Annotated in this window: 24 protein-coding genes and 1 tRNA gene; 14 read left to right on the top strand and 11 right to left on the bottom strand. The window is 67.1% G+C overall.

All coding sequences use genetic code 11. The annotated features are described in order from the left end of the window. Nucleotides 1-55: 55 nt before the first annotated feature. The 5 genes from ACQPZQ_RS35640 to ACQPZQ_RS35620 form a co-directional block, all read right to left on the bottom strand. On the bottom strand, nucleotides 56-823 hold the full coding sequence (locus ACQPZQ_RS35640) for a DeoR/GlpR family DNA-binding transcription regulator (RefSeq protein ID WP_433288290.1): 768 nt from the start codon (nucleotides 821-823) through the stop codon (nucleotides 56-58). Further along, entirely contained in the window at nucleotides 823-2,808 is a 1,986-nt protein-coding gene (locus ACQPZQ_RS35635) for a beta-galactosidase (RefSeq protein ID WP_433288288.1), read from the bottom strand. The genes ACQPZQ_RS35640 and ACQPZQ_RS35635 overlap by 1 nt, the downstream gene beginning before the upstream one ends. Before the next feature lies 1 nt (nucleotide 2,809). Then, nucleotides 2,810-3,643, bottom strand: coding sequence for a carbohydrate ABC transporter permease (locus ACQPZQ_RS35630; RefSeq protein WP_433288286.1), 834 nt, complete (start codon nucleotides 3,641-3,643; stop codon nucleotides 2,810-2,812). Between the two features lie 172 nt (nucleotides 3,644-3,815). Next, nucleotides 3,816-4,739 carry a carbohydrate ABC transporter permease gene (locus ACQPZQ_RS35625; protein ID WP_433288284.1) on the bottom strand — a complete coding sequence of 308 codons (924 nt, stop codon included), beginning with the start codon at nucleotides 4,737-4,739 and terminating at the stop codon, nucleotides 3,816-3,818. 13 nt (nucleotides 4,740-4,752) lie between these two features. Next, nucleotides 4,753-6,093, bottom strand: a complete 1,341-nt coding sequence (locus tag ACQPZQ_RS35620) for an ABC transporter substrate-binding protein (RefSeq protein WP_433288282.1) — start codon at nucleotides 6,091-6,093, stop codon at nucleotides 4,753-4,755. A gap of 310 nt (nucleotides 6,094-6,403) precedes the next feature. On the opposite strand from ACQPZQ_RS35620, the gene ACQPZQ_RS35615 reads away from it, so the two are divergent. Both ACQPZQ_RS35615 and ACQPZQ_RS35610 read left to right on the top strand, forming a co-directional pair. Further along, nucleotides 6,404-6,619, top strand: coding sequence for a hypothetical protein (locus tag ACQPZQ_RS35615; protein WP_433288280.1), 216 nt, complete (start codon nucleotides 6,404-6,406; stop codon nucleotides 6,617-6,619). A gap of 93 nt (nucleotides 6,620-6,712) precedes the next feature. Beyond that, nucleotides 6,713-6,785, top strand: a tRNA-Asn gene (locus ACQPZQ_RS35610). 154 nt (nucleotides 6,786-6,939) lie between these two features. Here the strand turns inward: ACQPZQ_RS35610 and ACQPZQ_RS35605 are convergent. After that, nucleotides 6,940-7,941: a hypothetical protein gene (locus ACQPZQ_RS35605; RefSeq protein WP_433288278.1), complete on the bottom strand. Its 1,002-nt coding sequence runs from the start codon at nucleotides 7,939-7,941 to the stop codon at nucleotides 6,940-6,942. A gap of 111 nt (nucleotides 7,942-8,052) precedes the next feature. On the opposite strand from ACQPZQ_RS35605, the gene ACQPZQ_RS35600 reads away from it, so the two are divergent. From ACQPZQ_RS35600 to ACQPZQ_RS35585, 4 genes are all read left to right on the top strand, one after another. Beyond that, the gene (locus tag ACQPZQ_RS35600; protein WP_433288276.1) at nucleotides 8,053-9,309 is read left to right on the top strand and encodes a sensor histidine kinase; all 1,257 of its coding nucleotides are present in this window, start codon (nucleotides 8,053-8,055) and stop codon (nucleotides 9,307-9,309) included. After that, nucleotides 9,306-10,007: a response regulator gene (locus tag ACQPZQ_RS35595; protein WP_433288274.1), complete on the top strand. Its 702-nt coding sequence runs from the start codon at nucleotides 9,306-9,308 to the stop codon at nucleotides 10,005-10,007. The genes ACQPZQ_RS35600 and ACQPZQ_RS35595 overlap by 4 nt, the downstream gene beginning before the upstream one ends. A gap of 101 nt (nucleotides 10,008-10,108) precedes the next feature. Continuing rightward, a complete protein-coding gene (locus ACQPZQ_RS35590; RefSeq protein ID WP_433288272.1) occupies nucleotides 10,109-10,645 on the top strand; it encodes a universal stress protein in 537 nt (178 codons plus the stop codon). Nucleotides 10,646-11,340: 695 nt separating this feature from the next. Further along, on the top strand, nucleotides 11,341-11,622 hold the full coding sequence (locus tag ACQPZQ_RS35585; protein ID WP_433288270.1) for a hypothetical protein: 282 nt from the start codon (nucleotides 11,341-11,343) through the stop codon (nucleotides 11,620-11,622). A 275-nt stretch (nucleotides 11,623-11,897) separates the two neighbouring features. On the opposite strand, the gene ACQPZQ_RS35580 is transcribed toward ACQPZQ_RS35585, so the two are convergent. The 4 genes from ACQPZQ_RS35580 to ACQPZQ_RS35565 all read right to left on the bottom strand — a co-directional run bounded on the left by ACQPZQ_RS35580 (nucleotide 11,898) and on the right by ACQPZQ_RS35565 (nucleotide 14,728). Next, nucleotides 11,898-12,227 (bottom strand): hypothetical protein, encoded by a 330-nt coding sequence (locus ACQPZQ_RS35580; protein WP_433288268.1) that lies wholly within the window; start codon nucleotides 12,225-12,227, stop codon nucleotides 11,898-11,900. Nucleotides 12,228-12,399: 172 nt separating this feature from the next. Continuing rightward, nucleotides 12,400-13,008, bottom strand: a complete 609-nt coding sequence (locus tag ACQPZQ_RS35575) for a sulfite oxidase-like oxidoreductase (protein ID WP_433288266.1) — start codon at nucleotides 13,006-13,008, stop codon at nucleotides 12,400-12,402. 27 nt (nucleotides 13,009-13,035) lie between these two features. Then, nucleotides 13,036-13,242 carry a hypothetical protein gene (locus tag ACQPZQ_RS35570; RefSeq protein WP_433288264.1) on the bottom strand — a complete coding sequence of 69 codons (207 nt, stop codon included), beginning with the start codon at nucleotides 13,240-13,242 and terminating at the stop codon, nucleotides 13,036-13,038. Nucleotides 13,243-14,263: 1,021 nt separating this feature from the next. Beyond that, nucleotides 14,264-14,728: a GNAT family N-acetyltransferase gene (locus tag ACQPZQ_RS35565; protein ID WP_433288262.1), complete on the bottom strand. Its 465-nt coding sequence runs from the start codon at nucleotides 14,726-14,728 to the stop codon at nucleotides 14,264-14,266. Nucleotides 14,729-15,085: 357 nt separating this feature from the next. Here ACQPZQ_RS35565 and ACQPZQ_RS35560 point away from each other — a divergent pair, with 357 nt between their 5' ends. Further along, nucleotides 15,086-15,955, top strand: a complete 870-nt coding sequence (locus tag ACQPZQ_RS35560; protein WP_433288260.1) for an arylamine N-acetyltransferase family protein — start codon at nucleotides 15,086-15,088, stop codon at nucleotides 15,953-15,955. 155 nt (nucleotides 15,956-16,110) lie between these two features. After that, nucleotides 16,111-16,617 (top strand): AAA family ATPase, encoded by a 507-nt coding sequence (locus ACQPZQ_RS35555; protein ID WP_433288258.1) that lies wholly within the window; start codon nucleotides 16,111-16,113, stop codon nucleotides 16,615-16,617. Between the two features lie 1,257 nt (nucleotides 16,618-17,874). On the opposite strand, the gene ACQPZQ_RS35550 is transcribed toward ACQPZQ_RS35555, so the two are convergent. Next, nucleotides 17,875-18,144, bottom strand: coding sequence for a hypothetical protein (locus tag ACQPZQ_RS35550; RefSeq protein WP_433288256.1), 270 nt, complete (start codon nucleotides 18,142-18,144; stop codon nucleotides 17,875-17,877). 265 nt (nucleotides 18,145-18,409) lie between these two features. On the opposite strand from ACQPZQ_RS35550, the gene ACQPZQ_RS35545 reads away from it, so the two are divergent. From ACQPZQ_RS35545 to ACQPZQ_RS35520, 6 genes are all read left to right on the top strand, one after another. After that, the gene (locus ACQPZQ_RS35545) at nucleotides 18,410-18,628 is read left to right on the top strand and encodes a cold-shock protein (RefSeq protein ID WP_433288254.1); all 219 of its coding nucleotides are present in this window, start codon (nucleotides 18,410-18,412) and stop codon (nucleotides 18,626-18,628) included. A gap of 625 nt (nucleotides 18,629-19,253) precedes the next feature. Then, a complete protein-coding gene (locus tag ACQPZQ_RS35540; RefSeq protein ID WP_433288252.1) occupies nucleotides 19,254-20,504 on the top strand; it encodes an epoxide hydrolase family protein in 1,251 nt (416 codons plus the stop codon). 98 nt (nucleotides 20,505-20,602) lie between these two features. Next, a complete protein-coding gene (locus tag ACQPZQ_RS35535; protein ID WP_433299511.1) occupies nucleotides 20,603-22,300 on the top strand; it encodes a formate--tetrahydrofolate ligase in 1,698 nt (565 codons plus the stop codon). Nucleotides 22,301-22,591: 291 nt separating this feature from the next. Then, nucleotides 22,592-24,112 (top strand): GMC family oxidoreductase, encoded by a 1,521-nt coding sequence (locus tag ACQPZQ_RS35530; protein WP_433288250.1) that lies wholly within the window; start codon nucleotides 22,592-22,594, stop codon nucleotides 24,110-24,112. Nucleotides 24,113-24,613: 501 nt separating this feature from the next. Continuing rightward, complete coding sequence (locus tag ACQPZQ_RS35525) at nucleotides 24,614-24,946, top strand: hypothetical protein (protein WP_433288248.1); 333 nt, start codon at nucleotides 24,614-24,616, stop codon at nucleotides 24,944-24,946. Then, on the top strand, nucleotides 24,943-25,254 hold the full coding sequence (locus ACQPZQ_RS35520) for an SH3-like domain-containing protein (protein WP_433288246.1): 312 nt from the start codon (nucleotides 24,943-24,945) through the stop codon (nucleotides 25,252-25,254). Before ACQPZQ_RS35525 ends, ACQPZQ_RS35520 begins: the two co-directional genes overlap by 4 nt. Nucleotide 25,255: the final 1 nt, after the last annotated feature.

Below are 25,255 nucleotides of genomic sequence, written 5' to 3'. Positions count from 1 at the left end.
CGCTCGGTCGGCGCTGCGCGAAGGCGCTGTATCGATGATTCACTCGCAAGCTCGCTCATGACGCCAGCACCAGCCGTCCGCAGGAGCTCTCGAGGATCTTGCGGGCGTCCTCGTCCAGCCCCACGTCCGTCACCACCACGTCCACCTCGTCGAGTGTCGCGATCGTGCTCAACCCCACCACTCCCCATTTCGAGTTGTCGGCCACCACGGCGACGCGGCGGGCACTCGCGACCAGAGCCCGGTTCGTCTCCGCCTCCACCAGGTTCGGCGTCGTGAATCCCGCCTCGGCGTCCATTCCGTGTACGCCCATGAGAAGCCAGTCGACGTGAAGCTGCCGCAGCGCAGCCACCGCCACCGGCCCGACCAGCGCGTCCGACGGGGTGCGCTCCCCGCCCGTGAGCACCACGGTCAGATCGTCACGTGGCGACTCGTGCAGCACCTCCGCCACGCGCAGCGAGTTGGTCACGACCGTCAACCGCGGCACGGTGAGGAGCGCCGATGCCACGGCATGCGTGGTGGTGCCCGCCGAGAGCGCCACAGACGCGCCAGGCTCGATCAGCGCGGCCGCCGCCGCGGCGATGGCTTGCTTGGCCGCTGTGTGCAGGCCCGACTTCGCGGCGAACCCCGGCTCGTCGACGCTGCTGCCGGCGGCGGTCGCCCCGCCGTGCACGCGCGTGACCAGGCCGCGGGTCGCGAGGACCTCGATGTCGCGGCGCACGGTCATGTCGGAGACCCCGAGCCGCTCGACGAGCTCGGAGACGCGCGCGCCTCCGGTGGTGCGGACGGCGTCCAAGATCAGCTCCTGTCGCTGGCGAGCCAGCATCAGGACTCCTCCTCACGTACGACGGCGGCGCCCCCCGCCTGCACGACGACCGTACCTTCGACGTTGGCGCCGGTGAGCAGGTCACAGCCGTGTGCGGGCACCTTCACAGGTTCGTGTCCGCGGTTGAGGACGAAGAGGTAGCGCCCGCGGCGGACCAGCTCGACACCCGCCGCCGCTCCTGCCAGGCGCCTCACCCCGGCATCCCGGGTCAGCCGGTTGGCGAGGGCGGCGGTGGCAGCGTCGTCCAGCCGGGTCGCGAGGTACCAGGCGACGCCGTCGCCGACGGCCCGGCGGGTGAGCGCAGGCGTGCCTGGGAGCGGCCCGTCGGTGTAGCGGGCGACGACCTCGGCGTCGAGCGCGGTGAGAACCTCGGTCCAGAGGTCGGCGGTGCTCCCGTCGTCCAGCGTGACGGTCGTTGCTGGCAGCAGTGGCGCGAACTCCTCGGATCGCACGCCCAGCAGCTCGCGGAACGCCCCCGGGTAGCCGCCCAGCCGGATGTGGTCGCTCTCGTCGACGATCCCGGAGAAGTACGTGACGAGCAGTTGCCCGCCGCCGCGCACGTACGCGTCCAGCGAGGCGGTCGTGGCGTCGGAGGACAGGTACAGGGTGGGCACGATGACGAGCCGGTAGCCGGAGAGGTCCGACTCCGGGTGCACGACGTCGGCCGTCGCGCCCAGCTCCGTGACGGCGCGGTGCCACCGGTGCACGGCGTCGACGTAGCGGAGCTCGGCGGAAGGGTGGGAGCTGAGGTCGCACGCCCACCACGAGTTCCAGTCGAACAGCAGCGCGACGTCGGCCTCGACCGGGCTGCCGGCGACCTCACCGATCCGCCGCAGCGCCTCGCCCAGCCCGACGACCTCCCGGAAGCGCTCGGAGTCCCGGCCCGCGTGGGGGACGAGCGCGGAGTGGAACTTCTCCCCACCCGCCCGCGAGGCCCGCCATTGGAAGAACCCGATCCCGTCGGCACCGCGGGCGATGTGGCGCAGCGAGTCCAGCAGCAGCTCACCGGGCCGCTTCGCGACGTTGACCGGTTGCCAGTTCACCGCCGACGTCGCCGACTCCATCAGCAGCCACGGCGCGCCGCCTGCGACCCCGCGGGTGAGGTCGTCGGTGAAGGACTGCTCGGCGCGCGGGTGAGGCAGCCGGGCGTCGAGGTAGTGGTCCTGCGCGACGAGGTCCAGCTCCGGGGCCCAGCTGAAGTAGTCCTGTTCGGATTGGTGCGAGCTGACCATCAGGTTCGTCGTCACCGGGACGTCCGGCGACAGCCTCCGCAGCACGTCCCGCTCGACCCGGTAGTAGTCGAGCAGCTCGTCGGAGGAGAAGCGCGCGAAGTCCAGCTCGTGGGTGGGGTTGGGCACGGCCGGCGTGATCCGGGGAGGCAGCACCTCCTCGAAGCTCCGGTAGTGCTGCGACCAGAACGCGGTGCCCCAGGCGTCGTTCAATGCGTCGATCGACCCGTAGCGGTTGGAGAGCCAGCGCCGGAACGCCGCGGCGCTGACGTCGCACCAGCACTTGCCGATGTGGCATCCCAGCTCGTTGCTGACGTGCCAGAGCCGCACCGCGGGATGGCTGCCGTAGCGGCGCGCCATCTGCTCGACGAGCGCCACGGCGTGCTCCCGGAAGACCGGCGAGCTCGGGCACCACGACTGCCTGCTGCCCGGCCAGAGCGTCCTGCCTTCGGCGTCGACGGGCAGCATCTCCGGGTGCGCGGTGGTGAGCCACGGTGGTGGGGCCGCGGTGGCGGTCGCCATGTCCACCGCGATCCCGCCCTCGTGCAGCAGCTCCAGCACCTCGTCGAACCAGCCGAAGTCGTACCGGTCTGGCTCGGGTTGCAGCAGCGCCCAGGAGAACACCCCGAGGGTCACGAACCCGACGCCCGCCTCGCGCATCAGCGTCACGTCCTCGCGCCAGACCGACGGGGGCCACTGCTCGGGGTTGTAGTCGCAGCCCATGCTGATGCCGTCGAACGGGAGGGAGGAAGTCACGTCAACCTTTCGTGGAGCCGAGCGTCAGCCCGGAGACGAACTGCTTCTGAAGAGCGAAGAACACGACCAGAACGGGGAGCGCCACCAGCACCGACCCGGCCGACAGCAGGTTGTAGTCGACGAAGAACTGGCCACGCAGATTGTTCAACGAGCTGGTGATCGGGAGCTTCTCGAAGTCCTGGATGAGCACGGTGGCCCAGAAGAACTCGTTGTAGATCCATGTCGTCTGCAGCACGGCCAGAGCGGCGAGAGCGGGCCGGCACAGCGGCAGGGTGAGCTGCCAGTACTGGCGCCAGACACTCGCCCCGTCGATCTCGGCCGACTCGTAGATCTCCCTGGGCACCGTCTTCATGTAGTTGCTCAGCACGAACGTGCAGAAGCCCAGCTGGAATGCGACGTTGATCAGGATGAGGCCCCAGTAGCTGCCGAGCAGCGAGCCGCTGTCGCTCAACCATTCCGGCAGCGGGATCTGCCGGTACAGCCGGAAGATCGGGATCAGCAGCGCCTGCGGTGGCAGCAGGTTCGCAGCCAGGAACACGCCGAGCAGCGTCAGGTTGAAGGCGTAGTTGAAGCGCGCGAGGACGAACGCCGTGCTGGAGGCCAGCAACAACACCAGTACGACGGCGGGGACGGTGATGATCACCGAGTTGAGGAAGCCCTGTCCGAAGTTCCCGCGCTCCCACGCGTTCACGTAGTTGTCGATCGTGAACCCGCCGAACGAGACGTAGCCGTGCTCCGCGGTGTAGGAGTAGTCGCGGAAGGAGTTGATCACCGCCCAGGCGAGCGGGAACAGCCACGCCACGGACACGACGATGAGGAACGCGTGCAGCAGCATCCGCGGTCCGCGCCGTCTCGGCGGGCCGGCCCGCCGGGAGGGGCCGGGTGCAGGCGGTGCGGTCGGTGCAACCGTCGTCATGCTCATCGCACGCCCTCGCTACGCTCGGCCGGCCCGAATGAAGACGTCACAGGGCGCAGGCGCTGTGTCGATGATTCGCTCGCAAGCTCGCTCATGACTCGTCCTCCCGCATGACCACACGCAGGTAGATCGTGATGAAGATCGACGAGATCAGCAGCATGATCGTCGCCATCGCCGATCCGAACCCGATCCGGCTCGCCTCACCCACCACGTTCGACGTCACCAGCGCGGCGATGATCTCCAGGCCGTTGCGGCCCTGGTTCACGATCCAGACCAGGTCGAACGCGCGCAGCGACTCGATCACCACCACGACGATGACGATCAGGTTGATGGGCCGCATCACCGGCAGGATGATCCGGAAGAACGTGGACACCTCACCGGAGCCGTCGATCGCCGCCGCCTCCCGCAGCGAAGGGTCCACGCCCTTCAGACCGGCCAGATACAACAGCATGATGTAGCCGGTGTGGCGCCAGCCGGTCGCGAACAGCACCGCCCACAGGTTGACGTCGGGGTCGCCGTACCAGTCGATCTGCGTGCCGAGCACCGCGTTGAGCAGTCCCTGGTCGCGGCTGTACAGCAACTGCCAGATGAACCCGACGAGCGCCAGCGACAGCACGACCGGCATGTACAGCGCGGTCTGGTAGATCCGCGTTCCGCGTATCTCCTTGTCCAGCAGCACCGCGAGGAGGACGCCCAGCAGCGTCGGGCCGAGGATCAGGAAGACCAGCCACACGACGTTGTGCTGCACCGCGGGCCAGAACGGCGGGTAGATCGTCGCGATGTCGACGTAGTTGTCGACGCCGACGAACTTGATCCTGTCGAGACTCCCGATCCCGTTCCACGACGTGAACGACAGCAGCACCGATCCGAGCGCGGGCAGCCAGACCAGGCCGATCACGAACACGGCGGGAATCACGACCATCAGCGTGACCACGACCCGGTCGCGCGGTGCCAGCTTGCGCTGCCGCCGAGTGCGCGGCATGGCCCGGCGCGCCGTCGACGTATCCGACGTCATCTCGAGCGTCCCGTCAGCTCGTGAAGATCGACTGCTTCTGGGCCTCGATGCTCTTCACCAAGCCGTCGATGTCATCCGGGTTGCCGATGAACTGCTGGAACGCCGGGATGATCACGGTCGAGGCGAAGTCGGGACGGGTGTCGCGGTCGAGGAACTGCGCGATCTCCGTCGCCTGGCCGACGAGCTCGGCCGACTTCAGCTGCAACTGCGAGTAGGGGCTCGTGTCGGCCTCGGTGTTGGCCGCGATGAGCGGCAACCCCGTGGTCGCGGCGGCCGCCGCCGCCTGCGGGGAGGCGAGGTACTTGAGGAACGCGATCGAGCCCTCCTCGTTGTCCGGGCTCGCCGACATGCAGAAGCCGTCGATCGGGGCGTCGATAGCGGTGGCCCCGATCCGCGAGTCGACCTCGGGAAACGTGAAGAAGTCCAGGTCGTCCTCGTCGTCGGGGAACTGCTCGTTGAGGAACGTCCCGAGGATGTACATGCCGGCCTGCTTCTTCTGCAGGGTCTGCGCCGCCTCCTGCCAGGTGCGGCCCAGCGCGTCGGGCTGGTGGAAGGGGAGCAGCCCCCGCCAGGTGTCGAAGACCGTCCTGACCTGCGGAGAGTCCCAGGAACCCTTACCCGCCATCAGATCGACGTGGTACTGGTAGCCGTTGATCCGCATGTTGAGCATGTCGAACGTGCCCATCGCGGGCCAGCCGTCCTTGTCGCCGAACGCGAGCGGCACGAGCCCGTCGGCCTGCATCCGCTGGCACAACGCCCTGAACTCGTCCAACGTCGTCGGCACCTGGTACCCGGCCGCCTGGAACATCGACTTCCGGTAGAAGACGGCCCACGGGTAGTAGGACTGCGGCACGAAGTACTGCTTGCCGTCGTCGGCGGTGGACTGCACCTTGAACTTGTCCGGGATGCCCTGCAGCGGCCAGGCCGCGCTGACGTCCCCGATCAGGCCCTGGTCGGCGAAGAACCGCATGCGGTAGCCGGCGAACCAGGAGAAGACGTCGTCCGGGTTGCCCTGCAGGTAGGTGTTGATGTTCTCCTGGAACGTGTTGTGGTCGACCGCGTTGATCGCGATCGTCGTCCCACTGGCCTTGAGGTAGTCGGCAGCCATGGCGTCGCGCTGCTTCGCGAAGGTCGTGCCGCTCTCGTTGGAGCCGAAGGAGACGGTGCCCGGCCCGGCCGCCGCGCCACCTTGGTCACCTCCGCCGCCGCATGCCGCCAGCAGACTGGTCAGGCCGACACCGGCGCCGACCCCGAGCGCCCCCCGCAGCAGAGCGCGGCGGCCGATGCCCCGCGCCGCGACGGATGGCGGGACGAGCCTTGCGAGGTACTCGGCCTGGGACTGCGGACGTGACATCTCGTCTCCTTTGACGCAGGGCACAGTGAGGCGACCGTCCGAACACAACGCAACAAGTTCGAACAGAACCGCAGGAAGAATCGTGTGGCGGAGACCACACGTCAAGGCCTTGAAGGTCTCGAATTGATCGCTTCTGATCGGACGATCACCAGACCGAACAAGTCCGAACATCGCGGCGAACCGCAGCCGTGTCGACCATGAAGCCCATCGCATTGCGCTGAACGCACGTATCGACGACGGGCGTCCCGACGCCGTCGCGAGCCCTGGGGCAGGATGTTCGGGCAAGGGATTCCACGAGCCGGGAGGCGTCATGCTGAAGTTCTTGCTGGGTGCAGCCATCGGCTACGTGCTGGGTGCTAAGGCGGGCCACGAGCGCTACGAGCAGCTGCGCCGCACCTACCAGCGGGTGGCCGACCACCCGGCCGTTCAAGGTGCGGCCGGCGTCGTGCGGGCCCGGGTCGAGGCGACGATGAACGGCGGCAGGCACGCCGACACCACCAGCACCAGCAGCTCCGGCGTCAACTGACGCAACCGGGCAGCCGGTGGGGGGCGTGCGAAGAGGGATGGGGCGGTGCGCTAAAGTTCTCCTGCCCGCGGGGGATGCCCCCGCGTCAGACGGTCCTCCGTAGCTCAATTGGCAGAGCATGCGACTGTTAATCGCAGGGTTACTGGTTCGAGTCCAGTCGGAGGAGCTTCTTCCCAGGTCAGCGGCGGTGTCAGGCGTCAACGCCGAGATCAACACATCGCGTATCCATCAGCTATCACCGGCTGTGTGGCGAGATTGTGGCCGTCCGGGACGTCCGGCAATCCCGTACCGGGGACGGTCCGCGACAGGGGTCGCTCCGCTCATCCCAGGCTCTGGAACCCGCTCAGTGCGGTGAGCAGGTACTGGGCCGCCAGCAGCGTCAACGATGCGACGCCGCCCCACCACACCCTGCGGGAGACGGGCTCGGCGCGCCGCCACAGGCTGATCCCCAGGGGGACGAGCGCACCGGCCAGCAGCACGGCGCCGGTCAGGGAGTTGAGATCGCTGCCCTTCAGCACCCCGCTGTAGTGGGTGATCATGAACGCCACGCCGAGCGCGGGCACCCAGCCGAGCACTCCGGCCCGGTACGCGCCGATCGCGAGCACCACCCACGCGATGTTGTCGCTGCCGTTGAGGGTCTGCAGGACGTACCAGGCTCCATAGGTGTCGCTCACCGCCGCCGTCGCGACCTCCAGTCCTTGCGCCCCGACGAGCTGCAGGCCCAGGAAGCTGATGCCCTCCTGGAAGATGCGCACCGTGCTTCCGACGACCGCGATGGTCGCTCCCCAGAAGGCCCAACCGGGCCGCTCGTGGGCGATCAGTCCCGCCAGGGCGAGGAACGCGGGGATCATCAGGACCAGGCCCGCGGTGTAGAGGGCATACGAGGTCAGCATGGTTCCCGGCGCGCTGACCATCCCGGCGAGTTGCGCGGGGAAGAAGTAGTGGTGCCCCGAGCGGACGGCCTCACCGGCCAGCAGCAGCAGCGGCCCCGCGATGAGCGCACCCGCGCCGAAGCGGGTCCCCGGCCAGCTGGTGAGGGGGCGCGGTGCGCGCACCGTCATGGCCGGGCCCGTGCCGCCCAGTAGCAGCCGGCCGGCGACGAGTCCCGCGACCAGCGCGCCGATCGCCGAGGTGATGGCCGAGAGCTCGGAGCCGCTCCAGCGCAATCCGCCGATCCCGAGCAGTTCGACGAGCGCGAACCCGGCCACCCCGCCGACGGTCACGGCCCCGAAGAAGACCGCAGCCGCCCGCAGGTCGGCACGCGGGTCGGAACCGGTGTGCGTCGGCCGGGGGCCAGGCCCGCCCGATGTCGTCATGGTCATGGACGGACGATCGCAGCGCGGGACCGTGCTCCGCGTCTGACCCGGGTCGGACACGGGCTGTCTGACCGGGGTCAGACGCGCTCGTGCCGGATCCGGGCCTAGCGTGCTCGTGTGCGCCACGTCGTCGGCCTGGGCCCGCGTCCGGAGTCCCGACGGCGCCGTGCGGTAGTCGTGGACGTCGCGTCGGCTGCGGCGCTGGCGTGCCTGGCGGTGTACACGCCGCTCGACCCGCCCGGACCCCCCTATCCCGGTCCGGCATGGGCCGCCGTGCTGGTCGGGGCAGCCGCCGGGCCGCCGCTGCTGCTGCGCCGTCGCTGGAGCATGCCGGTGCTGGCCTGGGTCGTGCTGGTCGCCGTGACGGCGACCGTCCTCGGTGTCGTAGGCGCGGGAGCGGTGTGGGCGACCTACGTCCCGGTCGCCGTCGCCACGTACACGGCGGCGAGCCTGACCGGCCGGACCATCGTCGCCGTGGCGGCGCTGGCGGTCGGCCTCGGCGCGGCCGCAGCGTCCATCCCCGCGTTCTACTGGATCCACTCGCCTGCGGACCGGGGCGCGTCCGGCAGCGAGGTGCCGCTGTGGTGGCAGTTCGAGCTCGGGATCGTCGTCGTCCTGCTCAGCGCGGCCTGGGCCGCCGGGCGGGTGGTGCGGTCGCGGCGCGTGGCCGAGGCCGAGTTCGCCCGTCGCTCGGCCCGGGAGGCGGTTGCCGACGAGCGGCTCCGGATCGCCCGCGAACTGCACGACGTCCTCGGGCACAGCATGAGCCTCATCGCGATCAAGGCCTCCGTGGCCGGCCGCTTGGCCGACGAACACCCCGAGCACGCGAAGGCCGCGCTGAGCGCCATCGAGCAGACCAGCCGGGCTGCGATGACGGAGATCCGCCAGTTGCTCGGGGTGCTGCGGCCCGCCTCCGACGAGGTGGGCCGACCGTCCACCGCTGAGAACAGCGGTGAAGCCGAACGAGGCCCGCTGCCCGGCAGCGCGGACCTGCCCGCTCTGGTCGACCGGTTCCGCGCCACGAACCTGGACGTCGACCTCGAGCTGAGCGGAGCCGTCGCGCTCCCGCCCGGCATCGACCTGGCAGTGTTCCGCGTCGTGCAGGAAGCCCTCACCAACGTCGTCAGGCACGCTGCCGCCCGGCACTGCCGGGTCGTCGTGCGGAGGACGACCGAGTCGGTGCGCATCGAGGTCGTCGACGACGGCCCGGCACGCCGGGTCCTGCGCCGCCGGCCGGGCGGTGGGCAGGGTCTGATCGGGATGCGGGAACGGATCGCCGTGTACGGCGGCACGCTGACCGTCGGGCCACTCGCGGACGGCGGGTTCCAGGTCGTCGCCGACATACCCCGCGTCGAGCCGGACGCCGCCCCGTGACGGCGTCGACCACCCCGACTCCGGAGCCGACGGCGGGCACCCGCGTGCTGCTCGCCGACGACCACGCGCTCATCCGGGAGAGCTTCCGCGCCCTGCTCGAGGCCGAGCCCGGTTTCCGGCCGGTCGGTGAAGCCGGGACCGGCTCCGAGGCCGTGCGGCTGGCCCGTCACTACCAGCCCGACGTCGTGCTGATGGACGTCCGGATGCCGGAGATGGACGGGATCGAGGCCACGCGCCGCATCTGCACCGCACCCGAGACAGCGTCGGTCCGCGTCCTCATCCTCACCACCTTCGACCTAGACGAGTACGTCTACGCCGCGCTCCGTGCCGGGGCCAGCGGGTTCCTGGTCAAGGACTCCACCGCGGCCGAGCTCATCACCGGGATCCGAGTGGTCGCCGCCGGCGAGGCGCTGCTGGCGCCGCGCGTGACGCGCCGCCTCATCGCCGCGTTCGCCCGTCAGAGGGGTCCGGGTGTCGCCGCGGCCACGGCCCTCCGGGGCATCACCGAGCGCGAACGGGATGTGCTCACCCTGATCGCGCGCGGCCTGTCCAACACCGAGATCGCCCAGGACCTGCACGTCACGCTGGGCACGGTGAAGACCCACATCGGACGCCTGCTGTCGAAGCTGGACGCGCGGGACCGCGCACAGCTGGTCATCACGGCCTACGAGACGGGTCTGGTCACGCCCGGCAGCTAGCTCGCGCTGCCTGAGGAGCATCGTCGGAGCGGATGTATCTGTGATCGTGTGGGTACCCCACGGTCGTCGAAACGATCATCGATCCGAGGAGAACCGGCGACATGACCGTCACCAGGGGCTCGGGCGAGTCGCAGCGTCCCGCGATGGAAGATGCCGAAGGGAGCCGCCGGCCGGTGTTGGTCGTTGGAGTCGACGGCTCTGCCGCCGCCGTCGCCGCTCTCGAGTGGGCGCTCGAACAGGCGCAGCTCAGCGGGGCCAGGGTTGTGGCTCTAGCGGTCAGCGAACCTCCACCGGTGTTGGCTGGCGACCTCGGGATCGTGGGCGGCGTCATGGTCCCGCAGCTGATCGAAGACGAGGAGATGGCCGCCGTGGCCGAGCAATGGCTCACGGACGCGATTGCCGCGCTTCCGGTCGGGACCGTCCGGGCGGTGGAGCGGCACGTTGTGCACGGCGATGCCGCGACGGTTCTGCTCGATGCCGCCCGCGATGCTGATCTGCTCGTGCTGGGAAATCATGGACGCGGCGCGCTGGCTTCCGCCGTGCTCGGTTCCGTCGCGCAGCGCTGCGCTCACCACGTCGTGTGCCCGCTGGTGCTCATACCCGCCCCGAAGACCTCGCAGACCGCCGGTGATTCGTGAACGCGATCCGAGGCCTGACGGAGGTGTAGGGCAGGTGGGTTCGATGCCGCCGAGCACCGGCATGCGGATGTCCGTCACCACGACGTCCGGCCGGACGGCCGGCGAAATCGACCGCGGCCTGCCCCGTCCGCGGCATGGTGAGGGCGAAGGCAGGCAACCGTAGCGTTGGAGCGCGGCGACGCTCCTGGTTCCCTTGAGGGTCAGGCCGACGCCCTTGATCCGGACGCGTGTGTGATCGATTTCGACTACGCCGGTCGCGTCCGCGTCTTCCCAGTGGGCACAGATCTGGTAGATCCTTTCGCGCGGCGTCGGGTCCGAATGTAGCTGGGCGATGCCGCTCTTCGGAATGAGCGCCCGCGGCTGACGGCACGGCACACCCTGGCCGCTCCGAGCAAGATCCTCTGCGCTCACCAGTGCTTATCACGGGTCCGATCGCCGCTCGGCGAGGCAAGCGTGTACACCGTCGAAGGCGACCTCTACGAGGTGAACACGCCTCGGGTTCGGCGACGTACGCCCGACCGGCGGCAACGGAAGCGGCCGGGGTCGGCGCGGCTGCCTTCGTGATTGTCAGAACCGAGAACGTCGAAGGCCGCGCGCTGATCGCAGTCGGGGGAGCAGCGGAATGGCAGCCGAACGGCTGAGGTGCAGATCTATCTTGAGAGGACTCGATGGGACATTCACTCACATGGAACCGTGTGACCCAGGCTCACGTGTTGCAGGCGATACAGGAGTACGACCGACTGGGACCGGAGCGATTCTTTTGCGAGCACGGCTTCGCCCCCGCCCGGGCCTATGAGCTGGTCTGGGACGAACGCCGTTACCCGCCAAAAGCGATCCTGGGCACAGCTTACGAGTTCGCTACGGGTGAGCGTCTTGCCTCCGGAGATTTCGAAGGCGGGAAGGTCGGTGCGGTCAGGGTGCTCGGAAAGCTGGGATTCATCATCAAGCAGCGCGAGGACCAGCGGGGCAAAAACTGACCTGGCGTCGCTGTAGTTGTGGTAGGCGCCCCGCTCCGAGATCCGGGCTCGTCGTCGGCGAGCAGCGTCCGGGCCGCGCACCCACTTCACCCACTTCACGCTCTCTTCTCACAGGCAGCCGGTCAGGCACCAGGGGAATTCTCGGGTGAGCTGATGTCGGACATCGTCGGTGCCGTTGTAGCGCCAACCGAGGTGGAGCCAATGCTGCAGCCTTGGACCGAGGACTCCCGGCCGACTATCACGTGGTGGCTCTTTCAGCCGTGGAAAGCCGGGTCTCAGCGGTAACGGCCGTCGAAGTGTGATCCCCGACCGAGCTCGGTGAACCGGAGACCGGCGATCCTGCCGTCTTCCACGATCCATTGCAGGTCGTAGCAGGCTCGATAGGCCGGGGGCCAGAACGAGCAGAAGCGGCCGTCGTCGTCGAGATACCACTCACCTCGTGTCTGCTGGCCCTGCTCGACGTACGTGGTGGCACCGGTCGGTTCGAAGACCTGGGTCGCGCCGTCGTCGTAGACGAAGCTCCCTGCGGTCAACGCGATCCGAATGTGTTCAGTGGTCACGGCGTCGCCGTCCGTGACATGGATGTTCTTCAGCGATTCGAGCATCAGTTCCTCCTTGGATCATGTTCAGTAGGGTCGACTGAACGCGCTGCAGGCATCTGGACCCGGTGCGAGAAGCGCCGGCGCTCACGGACTTGGCGTGAGCGCGCCGTATACGACCCGCCCTTCGATCGGCCTCCGTGCCGGATTCGATCGAGAAGGGATGTGTCATGCCCTCTCAGTCTCCCTGGTAGCGCTGCTCGAGCCAGGGGTCTCCCCGGTCGTGGTACCCGTTGCGCTCCCAGAATCCGGGCTGGTCTTCGGCCAGCAGCGTCATCCCCGACACCCATTTTGCGCTCTTCCAGAAGTACAGATGGGGCACGAGCAGCCGGGCCGGGCCTCCGTGGATCTCCTCCAGGGGCGCCCCGTTCACCTTCCAGACCACCCAGGCCTTGCCATCCGTCACGTCCTCGATCGGCAGGTTGGTGGTGTAGCCGGTGTGTGAACGGGCGAGTACGAACGCTGCGTTGTCGAGTGGACCCGCTAGCTCCAGCAAGGAATCGACGGAGACACCGTCGAATGTCATGCCGAATTTCGACCACGTGGTGACGCAGTGGATGGCGCCCTGGTATCGGGATCCGGGAAGCGCTCGGATCTCCCTCCAGTTCCACGTGGTGGGCGTTGCTACCAAGCCGTCGATTGTGAAGGTCCACGTATCGGTGTGGATTTGTGGAGTGGCTTCCGTATGCAGGACGGGCCATGTGTCGCCGCTGTCGTACTGGCCGGGTGGCAGGCGCGGGTCGGGCTCACTGGCGCCTCGCCTTGTGAAACCTCTGGTGATCGGCATGGTGCTCCTTTTCGTTCGTGGTTGGGCTCAGCAGACAATCATGAGTGCGAGGTCCGGCGGGCAACCGCGCTCGACGAGTGCGGCGACCTCGTGCCAGTCGACGACTTCGGCGAATCTGCCTGCGAGCACCTGCGAGAGGCCCAGTCGCTGTAGCTGAAGTGCTCGCCATTCGCGGACCAGACGCTCCTCATTACCGTCCCCGGTGACCGCGCGCTTGCCGATGTGTATCTTCATCGATCGATTCCTCCTAGCGGTGCGAGACGTCAGGGCTTGTCACGCGGCTTCGAGGCCGGACGTCCGCTGATGGTTGTGCGGGCCGCGACGCATTGCCCCACCGATCCCCGCTTCGGCGATCGTGACGAGTCCAGCTCGGAGGAGCTCATGGGGCTGTGACCTGGTCGCACAGTGGTGGTCGCTGCGGCTTCCGGGACATGGTCAGCTCCAGTCCGTGGCGAGGATCGGTGGATACGTCTTAAGATCTGTGCCACTGACCGGAGACTGTCGTCCAGCACAGCGCTGGTCGCGCCAGTAAAAGACACCGGGCTCGCCCCGAGGGCCCGTGTCCGGAGACCGGGATGGCCAAGGGCGACAGTCCGACAGCTCTATCCGGGCAGTTCCGATAGGCGCGGCGGGCTGCGACGTGGAGAGATGGAAGATCATCGGCACCATCACCCACGGGTAGCCGGCATCGGCGAGACCACCCGGAGATCGGCCTGCGTGTTCGAAGCGTCGCGCAACCCCTGGCCGTAGCGGGGATAGCAAGGTGGCGATGTGATCGGGCTGGGCCAGGTCGACGCGATGCCGCACTGGGGCGAGGGGGCGTGCTGTGGAGGTCGCCGGCTTCGCCTTCGTCCTGCACGTTGACCGGCGTACATACCGGTTCCCGCCGGGAGGCGACCGGCCCACCTACAAGCGCGAGGGCGGCGAGCTGCCGGCTATGGCTGGGGCGTGGACGATGCCGATGGCACCGACTCCGGGGGCCGCTGACTCCCAGTGATGACGATCAACATCCCCCGCCTGGCGTCTGGCTCAGCTGGAAGGGGCCAAGTCGTACCTCTACGACGTCGTGGTGGGAGAGCGACCATCTGGCGCAACGCCCACGTCTGCCACCCGACGTCCTCTCCGCCCGGCGCGGCGAGCGCGGATGGTGCCTTGGCTGCCGCCGTGGACTGCGCGGCACTTCTGCCGCCGTCCGGGTTTGTCCAGTGGCGGGGTAGCTCATGGGAGATCGAACAGTCCTTGCCGAGCAATCAGCTCACGGCAAGTGGCGGACCATGGCGACGCCGAGCGGGCCGCGGCCTTTCCCCGCGACGACGAAGCCGGCGCGACTGTAGAGCCGGACTGCGGGGTTGCGAATGTGGACGTTGAGAGCCAGCTGGTCGTAGCCATGGTGAGCAGCGCGGGCGGTGAGCGCGTCGAGCAGACACCGACCGATACCGCGACCGCGGTCGGCGGGCATCACCGCGATGACGAGCTCGGGGACCGGCGCGCCGTCGGGTGTCACGACCAGCAGGGGTTCCCGGAAGTGCCACCAGGCTGCACCGATCGGATGACCGTCGTGGTCGAGCGCCAGCACACTCGTATCCGGTGATGGGGGAAGACCTTGCGCCAACAAGGGATCGTCGACCGGGGGCAGCGGGCGGCCCTCGATCGCCGAGGCGAGTCGGGCCATCTCGACGATGAACGCCGCGTCGGATGGCTCGCCCGTTCGAACCGGCACGTCGAAGACGGTACAACTCACTTCCGTGGACACTTCACCCGCGCGGACGGCGTGAGGTAGCAGCGTCCAGGATCAACACCGGTGCCCGGCAGTCATCAAGGCGTCAGAGGTAGCCGGGCGAGTGCTGTCTACTCGGTCCAACATGGTTCTGTATGTGATTGGTAAATGAGGTCGAAGTGGTGTGATCCTCCGATATCCGAAGTTGCGTGTGTTTGGATAACACGCAGCCAGGCTCGATGGTTTTCTCCGCTGCCATCTGTCGATCGGTGCCCGGTTGGGTATCATGGTTATCGCATTGTTTCCGCGTCCGACGCATGGCCGATCTTCGTCACTTCGAAGCTGACGGGACACCGCTCGATGACTCTCACTCACGATGGCGCCGCTCCGCCGAAGACTGCTGTCGACATCGCCGCCTATTTCCGCCGAATCGGTCTGTCCGGTTTCGAGGAGTCGGCGGCGCCCGATCTCGCCACCCTTGAGCAGATCGTCGCCGCGCACGCCCAGTCGATCGCCTACGAAAACCTCGACAAGTTCACCGGGCGCGATGTGCACCTCGACGTGGCCGCCCTCAATGCCAAGCTGGTGCACGGCGGGCGCGGAGGCGGGTGCTACGAGAACAACATGCTGCTCCGCCACGTCCTCGACGCGCTCGGCTACCGCACCACGGGCCTGTCGGGCCGTGTCCTGTGGAACCTGCCCGAGGACGCGGTCATGCCGCGTCTCGGCCACATGCTCGTGCGCGTCGACCTGCCGGAAGGCCCGCACCTCGTCGATGTCGGGTTCGGAAGTCTGACGATCACCGGCGCGCTCGCGATCGAGTCGCACGCTGAGCAGGACACGCCACACGGTCCGTACCGCCTGCGGCCCGACGGCCCCGACTACGTGGTGGAGGGGCGCACGGGCGAGCAGTGGCGACGGATGTACCGGTTCGACCTGAGCGAGCAGCTCTACCCGGACTACGAGATGGCTTCGTGGTACAGCTCGCACTACCCCGAATCGATGTTCGTCAGCGAGCTGGTGATCGGCCGGGCCGGCGCCGGCTGCCGATACACCATGTCAGGCGGCGTTTCCCGAGGTGCCGAGCTCGCTGTCCACCACGTCGACGGGCCGTCCGAGCGCTCCAGCCTGGAGTCGCCGGCCGCTGTTCGGGCCGCACTGGAGGAATACTTCCTGATCGACCTCTCCGGCCTGCCCGACCTCGATTTCGCTCTCCTGCGCTTGTTCTGAGCCCGCCGGACGCGGCGGCTTCCCGCCGGCGGGTCAGAGGCTTGCGGACCGCAGGAGAAACCGGCCGTCAGGCTCTCGCGCGCAGACCAAATCTTGGCCGGGCTGGCGCCGCGTTCGATGGGCAGCGTCAGGCCCGCATTCGCTATGATCTGCCAATGGGCATGAGAAACTACCTGGTTGAAGGAGTTTCCGGGACCGGGAAGACGTCGGTCTGCAAAGAATTACAGCGGCGCGGCTATCATGCCATCAACGGTGACCGTGAATTAGCGTATCAAGGCGATCCGGAAACCGGTGAACCGATGGATGGCCCGGGTGGTCACGAGCACCATATCTGGCGAGTGGACAAGGTGAAAGCCATAGTCGCCAGGCGGGACGAGTCGGTAACTTTCTTCTGTGGAGGTTCCAGGAACTTCTCGAAGTTCATAGATCTGTTTGACGGAGTTTTCGTCCTTGAGATCGATCGTGGCACACTGAACCGGCGGCTTGCTGGGCGACCCGAAGGCGAGTGGGGCGGAAAACAATCGGAACGGGATCTCGTATTGCGATTGCATCAGATGAAGGAGGACGTCCCGACAAACGGGATCGTAATCGATGCAACCGCGCCGATCGCGCATGTCGTTGACGAGATCCTTCGCCGAAGCGAAGCAGATAGGCCACTTTAGCTCTGCGCGCTGCCGCGCGGCGGGCATGCGCTGACGGATGACCTGGCCGGCAACTCGACGTCGCAAACGGCCGCCTGGTCGCCAGCGGCTTGGTCGGCGAGAACTCACCGGGCCACCGGCGGGAGGCGCGCTGTTCGGGCCAGGCTGCAGCACTACCGCTGGACATCAACGCGGCCGGTCCGACAACTGGCGGCACCCGCGCTCCCATCCTGGCGGGCATCCTGATGCTGCTCATGGAAGCCGTACTCCTCCGAAGAGCAACATGGTCGGGCACGCCTCAGCCAGGCCCGCGTTGATCTCGCACCTCCGCCTGGCGCAGCGACACGAGATCGTCCCCGTCGGTGGAACCGCAACGTGAAGCACGATCCCACCGTGTTCATACGCTCTTGATCTATCCCCTCGCGAGGATGGGGACGGTGCTCATCTCAGCTCTGAGTTGATCGAGCCGTCGAGAGTGAGACGGAGGTGCCTCCGTCCAGCGTTGTGCGCCGCAGTGACAAACCTGCCGCCAGTTCCGCGGCGCCTCCAGGCAGCACGTGGAGCCGTCGTAGATCCAGTCGTGCTGGCCTCGGTCTAGGCACGCCCAGTAAGTCTGCGGGGCGTCTTCCGGCGCACCCGGCAGGAGCCGGGGGCAGCGGCATTGCCCCGGTGTCGCACCTGCATCCATCTTCATCCAGACCTCGGGCTCGCAGGGCAGGTGCATCGATACCCCTTCTGTAGAGGCCCGAACGATATGCCAGCGCGACGTCGAAACGCGATGTTTCTGCTTTCGCCGAAGGCTCGTAGTCTCGCCTCCGGAGCAGCTCCGCGACGCGATGCACCGGCGCAGCTGACGCTGTATCTCGCTCAGGATGCGACGAGATCGCGGGCCTGACGCCGACCAGCCCGAGTACCCCAGTAGCGCGCGCCTGCGTAGACCTGCCAGGGCGGGCACGAGCCCGTTTCTGGTGGACAAGCGGGGTGAGGGCCGTGAGGAACGGCGAGATGCGGAGCAAGGCCTCGTCGACGAGTCCGAACTCGCCGAGCAGGTCGACGATCAGCATGACATCAAGCACCGTCCAGGTCAGCGGAGCCGCGAGCCGCGGCACCCATCCGGTCAGCCTCACGGCCAGTCCCGCGTATTGGCTCTTTCCCGGCGCCTTCGAGGGAGAGGTCGCGTTTAACTGCGCAGGCCGCTCAGTGGGCGAGAAGCGCCGTCGTCTGATCAGTGACGCCAGAGACCACGGGTCATCGTCAGGACGGCCTCGCTGGCAGACCTCAGGTGAACGGGATCCAGCGTCGGCGCATGGTCGCGAAAACAAACCTCCCGTGATCCGGCGTTACGGAGATCAGCTCCCAGCCTTGCTGTTCGAGAATTTCCGCCGCGATGATCGTGTCGGTGAACCGCTGAAAGAAGAGGTTGCGCGCCGCGTATACCACCAGGATCCGGTGCGGATAGTTGGTCAGGTCCACCCTGTTGTAGATGACGGCGCGGGCGCGCACCAGGCGTCTTTTGGCAATCACCGTCAATTGATCGGTTCTCGGCATGCGACCATCGTAGGGCCGGCGTACCAATCGTCACCGCCTGGCCATGGCTGACCGTTTCGGCCTTACGCCACACAAGGGCGGGTATATCGAATTCGTCAAGAATCGTGTTGCCCGACGTCGTGTCGCGTATGGATGGATGGACAGGTCGATCGCGTTGAGTTCGAGGCCGTCGTCGGCTGCGAGTTCGTGCCGACCCGTGGGTCGGCTCCCATGGCGGCGAGCTGCACGTCTTGCGGATCGGCCGAGAATCAGCTTCGATCCGGAGATGGCCATCGGCGTCGTGAAGTTCTACAAGGCGGAACGCGGCTGGGGTGCCATCTCCAGCCCGGAACTTCCCGAGAACCTCGATGTCTTTGTCCACTTCAGTGCTATCGAGGCCGACGGCTACCGGTCCTTCGTAGAAGGGGATCCGGTGGAGTTCGACTACGTGTCCGGCCGGCAGGACAGCTTCCGTTTCATCGCCACTCGTGCCCGTCGCATCTGAGTCGCGCTCCAGATCGGTTTTCAGTCTCTGGCATCGAATTTGGCCCGACGATGTCTTGGAGTTTATCGAGTTTGCAGGACATCGCGCTCGACCAGTGCGCACCGACCATCGCATCACTGGAGGAGTGGAAACGCACTGATCCGACGGTCCGGCAGACTCGGTGTGTTGTGTGAGGAAATTCCGGTGCCTGTGGGGCTGGCAACCGGGCTCCGGGGTGGCCGTTGCCACGTGATCGTTCTCGGGCAGGTGCTCCGACAAATGAGATGATTCGGCCCCGCGCGGCGCATAACGAGCACGACTCGATACCCGGTTGCTGAAGGTGTCCAACAATGCAGGACACCTGCCTGGACCGGTGGGCACGCGGCTGCTGACCTGTGCCACGACCCGCATCCGTCACGGTCGACGGTTCCGCAGCCGGCCATGGCCGTACGCCGCCCGTGAGGTGGGCGGTGATCGGAGAAATTCATGAACAACGACGGGCTGAAGTCGATCTTCATCGGCGGAGCTGCCGTCGATCGGCAACATTCTGAAATCGCACCGTGGAGCCAAATCATTGTTTGGTCGAAAAATCACGTCCGCACCCCGCACTGCGGCCGATAACCGCCCCGCTGATCTGCAACGGCGCATGGTGCTGAAGGCGGGGCTCGGCGCGGCGGCAGCCACCGCTGTCGGCGCCCTTACGCCGGCCTTCGGGTCGACCACGCCATCGGCTCGGCCCGGCGAGCTGCGAGAGTACGAGGTGGTCTGGAGTGATCAGCGGCTGGAGGCCTTGCTCAGGAAGATCAAGACGTTCACGTTCCCGCGCGCTATTCCTGGGTCGGGCTGGAAATATGGCATGGACCCCGACTACCTTCGCGCCTTGATCGACTACTGGGCCACTGGGTTCGACATGGAGGGGGCGGCCAGGGACCTCAACCGCTACCCGCAGTACATGGCCAGGGTCGAGGATCTCGACATTCAGTTCGTCCGCGTCATCGGCGAAAGCGGCCCCAACAAGGCAAAGCTTCCGCTGCTCAGCACTCATGGCTGGCCCGGCTCGACGTTCGAGTTCTGGAAGGTGATCGAGCCGCTCGCGTTTCCGTCACGCTTTGGTGTGAAGTCGGGAGTGGCGTTCGATCTCATCATCCCCTCGCTGCCCGGTCATGGTGCGTCGGGCAAGCCGTCGCGGCCGATTGGCGCGCGTACAACCGCGCGGCTTTGGAACAAGCTGATGCGGGATGTTCTGGGTTACGAGACCTACTATGCGCAAGGCGGCGACTGGGGTGCCGGTGTGACCGGTTGGCTGGCGATCGATTTCCCCGAAGTCGTGAAGGCGATCCATCTCAACCTGATGATCGTGGCGCCGCAGGTGCCCGCGGAGACTGCCGCGGAGAAGAAATTCTATGCGGAGTCGGAAAGGGATGAGAAGCTCTGGGGTGCCTATTATCAGCTGCAGGCGACCGAGCCTCAGTCGCTTGCCTATGCCATGACCGACAATCCGGTCGCGCAGGCGGAATGGTTGATCCAGCGTTTCTATCAATGGAGTGACAAGCGCGTCTGTTCCTTCGATCAAGTGTTCTCCATGGATCAGCTGCTGACCAGCGTCATGATCTACGTCATGAACGATGCGTTCCAAACCTCCACATGGTTCTACGCCGGAAGTGAGGAGGAGCATGTGAAGCAAATGCCCGAGGGAACGCGTGTCACTGTGCCCACCGGTTTCGCATCCTATTCCGGCGACTCCCGCTCGCCAACGCCGCCGCGCAGCATCGTCGAGAAGGGCTACAACCTCCAATATTGGGCCGACGTGGCCCATGGTGGCCACTTCGCCGCGATGGAGGCGCCCGAGCTCTATGTTCAGGACATGCGCCGCTGGGCGGCCGCGCTGAAATTATGAAAGATCGGCGCGCTGAGCCGGTCGGACGATCTCGCAATCGAGACTCGAGCCTGTTGTTGATGTCGAGGTGTCTCCAGAGCATGGAAAGAGGAACAACAATGGCTTTTCCGTCCGACCTCGCAATCGCCAAGGCGGCAACGCTCAAGCCATTGCTCGACATCGGCTCCCGGATGGGCATCGCCGGGAACCTGATCGAGCCATACGGAGAGCATGTCGCCAAGATCAAGTTGTCGGCGATCGAGGCGCTGGCGGACCGGCCGCGGGCCCGGTACGTGGTGGTCTCGGCGGTGACCCCGACCCCGCTGGGGGAAGGTAAGACGACCACGACGGTAGGCCTGGGGCAGGCGATGCGGCACATCGGCCGCAGCGCCACGGTGGCCATCCGTCAGCCGTCGATGGGCCCGACGTTCGGTATCAAGGGTGGGGCCGCCGGCGGTGGCTTCAGCCAGGTCGTGCCGATGGAGATCCTGAACCTCCACCTCACCGGCGACTTCCATGCGGTCACCTCTGCCCACAACATGCTCTCCGCCGTCCTGGACAACCATCTCTTCCAGGGCAACGAGGCCATGCTCGATCTGCACAACATCACGTGGCGCCGGGTTCTCGACGTCAACGACCGAGCCCTGCGCAACGTCGTCATCGGCCTTGGCTCGGGGCTGGACGGCGTAATGCGGCAGACAGGCTTCGACATCACGGCCGCGTCCGAGGTCATGGCGATCCTCGCCCTGTCCAAGTCCGTCAAGGAGATGCGCGAGCGGCTCGGCCGGATCGTGGTCGGCTACACCGTCGCCGGCAAGGCCGTGACCGCTGAAGAGATCGGTGGCGCGGGCGCGATGGCGGTGATCATGCGCGACGCCTTGAAGCCGAACCTCATGCAGACTCTCGAGAACACACCTGTGCTGGTGCACGCCGGGCCGTTCGGCAACATCGCGCACGGCAACTCGTCGGTGGTTGCCGACCTGATCGGCATCCGAACGGGCGACTTCCTCATCACAGAGGCTGGATTCGGTGCCGATATGGGCGCCGAGCGCTTCTTCAATATCAAATGCCGGGCCTCCGGGCTCATCCCGGACGCTGCCGTCGTCGTCACGACCGTGCGCGCGCTCAAGGCCCACTCCGGCAACCACACGATCGTCGCCGGCAAGACGCTGCCGGACGCACTGTTTCACGAGAACCCGGAGGAGGTTCTCCAAGGCGGGGTGAATCTGTGCAAGCAGATCGAGAACATCCGCCTCCACGGTGTGTCCCCGGTGGTGGCGATCAACGCGTTCCGTGGCGACCACCCATCCGAAGTCGAGGCCATCCGGCAGGTCGCCGAGTCGATGGGAGCCCGATCGGCCGTCTGCACGCACTTCGTGGAGGGTGGTTGGGGAGCCGTTGAACTCGCCGAGGCGGTTGCCGAGGCAGCGGAGGAATCGGCGTCGTTCCAGTTCCTCTACCCCGACGACGCGCCGCTGCACGAGAAGATCGAAACGGTCGCGAAGCGCGTTTACGGCGCGGATGGGGTGGACTACGACACCAAGGCTGCCCGCCAGATCAACACCTACGAGAACAACGGCTTCGGCAACCTGCCGGTGTGCATCGCCAAGACCCACCTGTCCATGTCATCCGATCCCACGCTTCGCGGGGCCCCGACGGGGTGGCGGCTTCCCGTACGGGAGGTCCGCGCCTCCGTCGGGGCCGGGTTCATCTACCCGATCTGCGGTGACATGCGGACGATGCCCGGCCTGGGCACGAACCCAGCGGCGCATCGGATCGACCTCGATGCCGCCGGCGAGATCGTCAATCTGTCCTGAGCCGGCAGCAGGCGGGTTTCGTGGGTTCTACGCTCTACGACTGGCCCCTGGCGGGACGTTCTCTCGTCAGCCGGCAGGCATTTCCTCTTCGGGAGTTGCAGGAGCAGGTCCGGAGCGTTGATGCTCCTGTCGGGCGTCGTTTCGGGGCGCTGCCGGCTGTCGCGCGGCCGCCACACAGTGCGCTGCAGCGGCCATGGAAGTGACATCGGCCGGCCCCGAACCGGCGGCGCCAACCGGTGGGGGCGCGTGGAAGGCTCCGGGCCCGGTCCTGCTCGGTGAGGAGCTGCAGAGATGCCTGCGAATGACGGTGCGGAGACAGTCGACGTCCTGATCGTCGGTGGCGGGTCGGCGGGCGCGGTGCTCGCCAACCGGTTGTCGGCGGACCCGGCACGTACGGTCCTCCTGGTCGAGGGCGGTCCCGCCTACGCGCCGGACCAGTACCCCGCCTCACTGCGGAACCCCGCGCGGGTCGGTGACGACGTCGATCACGACTGGGGCCTGACGGCGACGATCGATGGCACGGGCCGGGTGATCCGGACGCCCCGGGGCAAAGTGCTCGGGGGCAGTTCCGCGGTGAACGCGGCGGTCGCCCTGCGTGCCCGCGCCGACGATTTCGAGAAGTGGGCCGCGCACGGGGCCACCGGGTGGTCCTTCGAGGAGGTGCTCGAGACCTACCGGGCGCTGGAGAACACGCCCGACGGCGACCCGCAGCTGCGCGGGCGGTCCGGGCCGTTCCCCATCCGCCAGCGGTCTCGCGCCGAGCTGACGCCCTCGCTGCGGGCGTTCGTCGACGCGTCCGTGGCACAGGGGTTCGCGAGGCTCGACGACCCGAACGGCACACAGCAGAACGGCGTGGCGCCGTACCCGCTGAACGTCGTGAACGAGGTACGACAGAACACGGGCCTGGTCTACCTGACCGATGAGGTCCGCAGGCGGCCCAACCTCACGATCTGGGGCCGGACGACGGTCGACCGCGTGCTGTTCGACGGAACGGCCGCAACCGGCATCGTCACACTCGACGGGCAGGTGCTCCGGGCAGGCGAGGTCGTCCTCTCCGCCGGCACCTACGGCAGCGCGGGGATCCTGATGCGCTCCGGGATCGGCCCGGCCGCAGACCTCGGTCGGCACGGAATCGAGGTGGTGAGCGATCTGCCCGTCGGCCGCCGATTCCAGGACCACCCCTTCTACTACAACATCTACGCACTGAGGCCGGACGCGAACGCGATGTCCCCCGCGGCAGGCGCCATCGTGTGGACGCGAAGCGGAGAGGCCGTCGGCGACGAGCTCGATCTGCACATCTCGGCCACTCATCTGGCCGACCCGAGCATCAGCCCGACAGGGGGAGCGATCGTGCTCGCGACCGCCGTGACGCAGCCCGACTCGATCGGCTCCGTCGCGCTGCGCAGCCGTGACCCGAAGGACGGCCTGGCCATCAACCTCAACTTCCTCGCCGAGCCGCGCGACCGGCGCCGCATGATCGAGGGTGTGCAGATCAGCCGGCGGATCGGCCGCGATGCAGCCATGGCCGCAGTGGTCGACAGTGAGCTGACCCCCGGGCCGGACGTGCGCGACGACGCCGCGCTCGAGCAGGTGATCCGACAGCAGTTGGACACCTACCAGCACCCCACCTCGACCGCGCCCATGGGTGGCGACGACGACCTGTGGTCCGTGGTCGACAGCGTGGGCAACGTCCGGGGTGTGAGCCGGCTGCGGGTCGTCGACGCCTCGATCATGCCGCGTGTGCCCTCGACCGCCCCGAACGTCACCACGATCATGCTGGCCGAGCGCATCGCCCGCACGAAGATGCTCTGAGGCGACCGCCCGGGCTGTCGGTCGAGCGGCGCGGAGCGGGCTCCGACCAACCCGACGGGACCCTGGTCCACCTCCGCGGTCTCCGTCCGGGCACCTCGCCGTTCGCGGCCTGGTTGATCGCCGACATCGTGCTCTATTCCGCAGTTCGACGACGAAATCACGCAGTTTCGCCATGAGGCTCCCCGACAAATGCCGTACGACGACATGATGTCCTCTTCGTCGGCCCAATGGGGGTGGCACGGTCCCCGATGGTGCCCAGCCGATTCTGTGAGAGCTGTCCGAGATTCCTCCTGAGGGTTATTGACGGCTGCCGAGGACGACCCGAGGCTCGTAACGAGGGCTACGTCCGGGGCCTCGCGAGCACCATGGGGGATGGACGACATGGGTGACCGGAAACGTCGGTTCTCGAGCATTCGCGAATCTGGTCGTCCCCGGCCCGGTTGCTTGTCCGAAAAGATCCCGGGTGGCCGGGAACATGTGCCAATCGAACAGGGGAAGTGAATGACGGAGAAGAGTGGTCTGGTGGTTCATCCACCGCACGATCTCGGCGGGGTGTCCGCAGGTCCGTTGAGCCGGACCGAGCAGGACATGACGCCGTTCGAGAAGAGCTGCCACGCGCTGCTGAACGTGCTCAATGAGCACTTGCTGGTCAACACCGAGGAGAAGCGGCGGGGAGTCGAGGACCTCGGGTCGGAAATGGCCGTGAAGCTGACCTATTACGAGCACTGGGCGGTCTCGGCGTCGGAGGTCCTCATTCAGAAGAACATCATCACCAGCGAAGAGCTGGGGAAGAAGATGACCGAGATCAACGAGCGGCTGCGGGCGGACGCGTGACGACGACACGGTTCAAGCAGGGCGACGCGGTGCGGATTTCCGAACGGTACGCCCCCGGGCATGTGCGCACACCTGTCTACGTTCGCGGAAAGCAAGGATCGATCGAACGCGTGCTGTCTCGCTTCATCAACCCCGAGTTGGAGGCGTACGGGGTCAACGAGGGAACCGAGACGCAGCTCTATCGCGTGCGGTTGAACCAGAACTCGCTGTGGCCGGACTACGAAGGCCGGCCGTCCGATGTGGTCGAGCTCGAGATCTTCGAGCACTGGCTGGAGCCGATCCAGCTCGTTGCGAACGAAAAGGAGTGAC

The organism is Pseudonocardia sp. CA-142604, from assembly GCF_050948475.1.
Taxonomy (GTDB): Bacteria; Actinomycetota; Actinomycetes; order Mycobacteriales; family Pseudonocardiaceae; genus Pseudonocardia; species Pseudonocardia alaniniphila.
This window is presented reverse-complemented; position numbering and strand designations above follow the sequence as displayed.

Coding starts and splice junctions, on each gene's coding strand:
- ACQPZQ_RS35640 (WP_433288290.1), bottom strand. CDS start 823: ATGCTGGCTCGCCAGCGACAGGAGCTGATCTTGGACGCCGTCCGCACC.
- ACQPZQ_RS35630 (WP_433288286.1), bottom strand. CDS start 3,643: ATGCTGCTGCACGCGTTCCTCATCGTCGTGTCCGTGGCGTGGCTGTTC.
- ACQPZQ_RS35625 (WP_433288284.1), bottom strand. CDS start 4,739: ATGACGTCGGATACGTCGACGGCGCGCCGGGCCATGCCGCGCACTCGG.
- ACQPZQ_RS35620 (WP_433288282.1), bottom strand. CDS start 6,093: ATGTCACGTCCGCAGTCCCAGGCCGAGTACCTCGCAAGGCTCGTCCCG.
- ACQPZQ_RS35615 (WP_433288280.1), top strand. CDS start 6,404: ATGCTGAAGTTCTTGCTGGGTGCAGCCATCGGCTACGTGCTGGGTGCT.
- ACQPZQ_RS35605 (WP_433288278.1), bottom strand. CDS start 7,941: ATGACCATGACGACATCGGGCGGGCCTGGCCCCCGGCCGACGCACACC.
- ACQPZQ_RS35590 (WP_433288272.1), top strand. CDS start 10,109: ATGACCGTCACCAGGGGCTCGGGCGAGTCGCAGCGTCCCGCGATGGAA.
- ACQPZQ_RS35580 (WP_433288268.1), bottom strand. CDS start 12,227: ATGCTCGAATCGCTGAAGAACATCCATGTCACGGACGGCGACGCCGTG.
- ACQPZQ_RS35575 (WP_433288266.1), bottom strand. CDS start 13,008: ATGCCGATCACCAGAGGTTTCACAAGGCGAGGCGCCAGTGAGCCCGAC.
- ACQPZQ_RS35570 (WP_433288264.1), bottom strand. CDS start 13,242: ATGAAGATACACATCGGCAAGCGCGCGGTCACCGGGGACGGTAATGAG.
- ACQPZQ_RS35560 (WP_433288260.1), top strand. CDS start 15,086: ATGACTCTCACTCACGATGGCGCCGCTCCGCCGAAGACTGCTGTCGAC.
- ACQPZQ_RS35555 (WP_433288258.1), top strand. CDS start 16,111: ATGGGCATGAGAAACTACCTGGTTGAAGGAGTTTCCGGGACCGGGAAG.
- ACQPZQ_RS35550 (WP_433288256.1), bottom strand. CDS start 18,144: ATGCCGAGAACCGATCAATTGACGGTGATTGCCAAAAGACGCCTGGTG.
- ACQPZQ_RS35545 (WP_433288254.1), top strand. CDS start 18,410: ATGGCCATCGGCGTCGTGAAGTTCTACAAGGCGGAACGCGGCTGGGGT.
- ACQPZQ_RS35540 (WP_433288252.1), top strand. CDS start 19,254: ATGGTGCTGAAGGCGGGGCTCGGCGCGGCGGCAGCCACCGCTGTCGGC.
- ACQPZQ_RS35535 (WP_433299511.1), top strand. CDS start 20,603: ATGGCTTTTCCGTCCGACCTCGCAATCGCCAAGGCGGCAACGCTCAAG.
- ACQPZQ_RS35530 (WP_433288250.1), top strand. CDS start 22,592: ATGCCTGCGAATGACGGTGCGGAGACAGTCGACGTCCTGATCGTCGGT.
- ACQPZQ_RS35525 (WP_433288248.1), top strand. CDS start 24,614: ATGACGGAGAAGAGTGGTCTGGTGGTTCATCCACCGCACGATCTCGGC.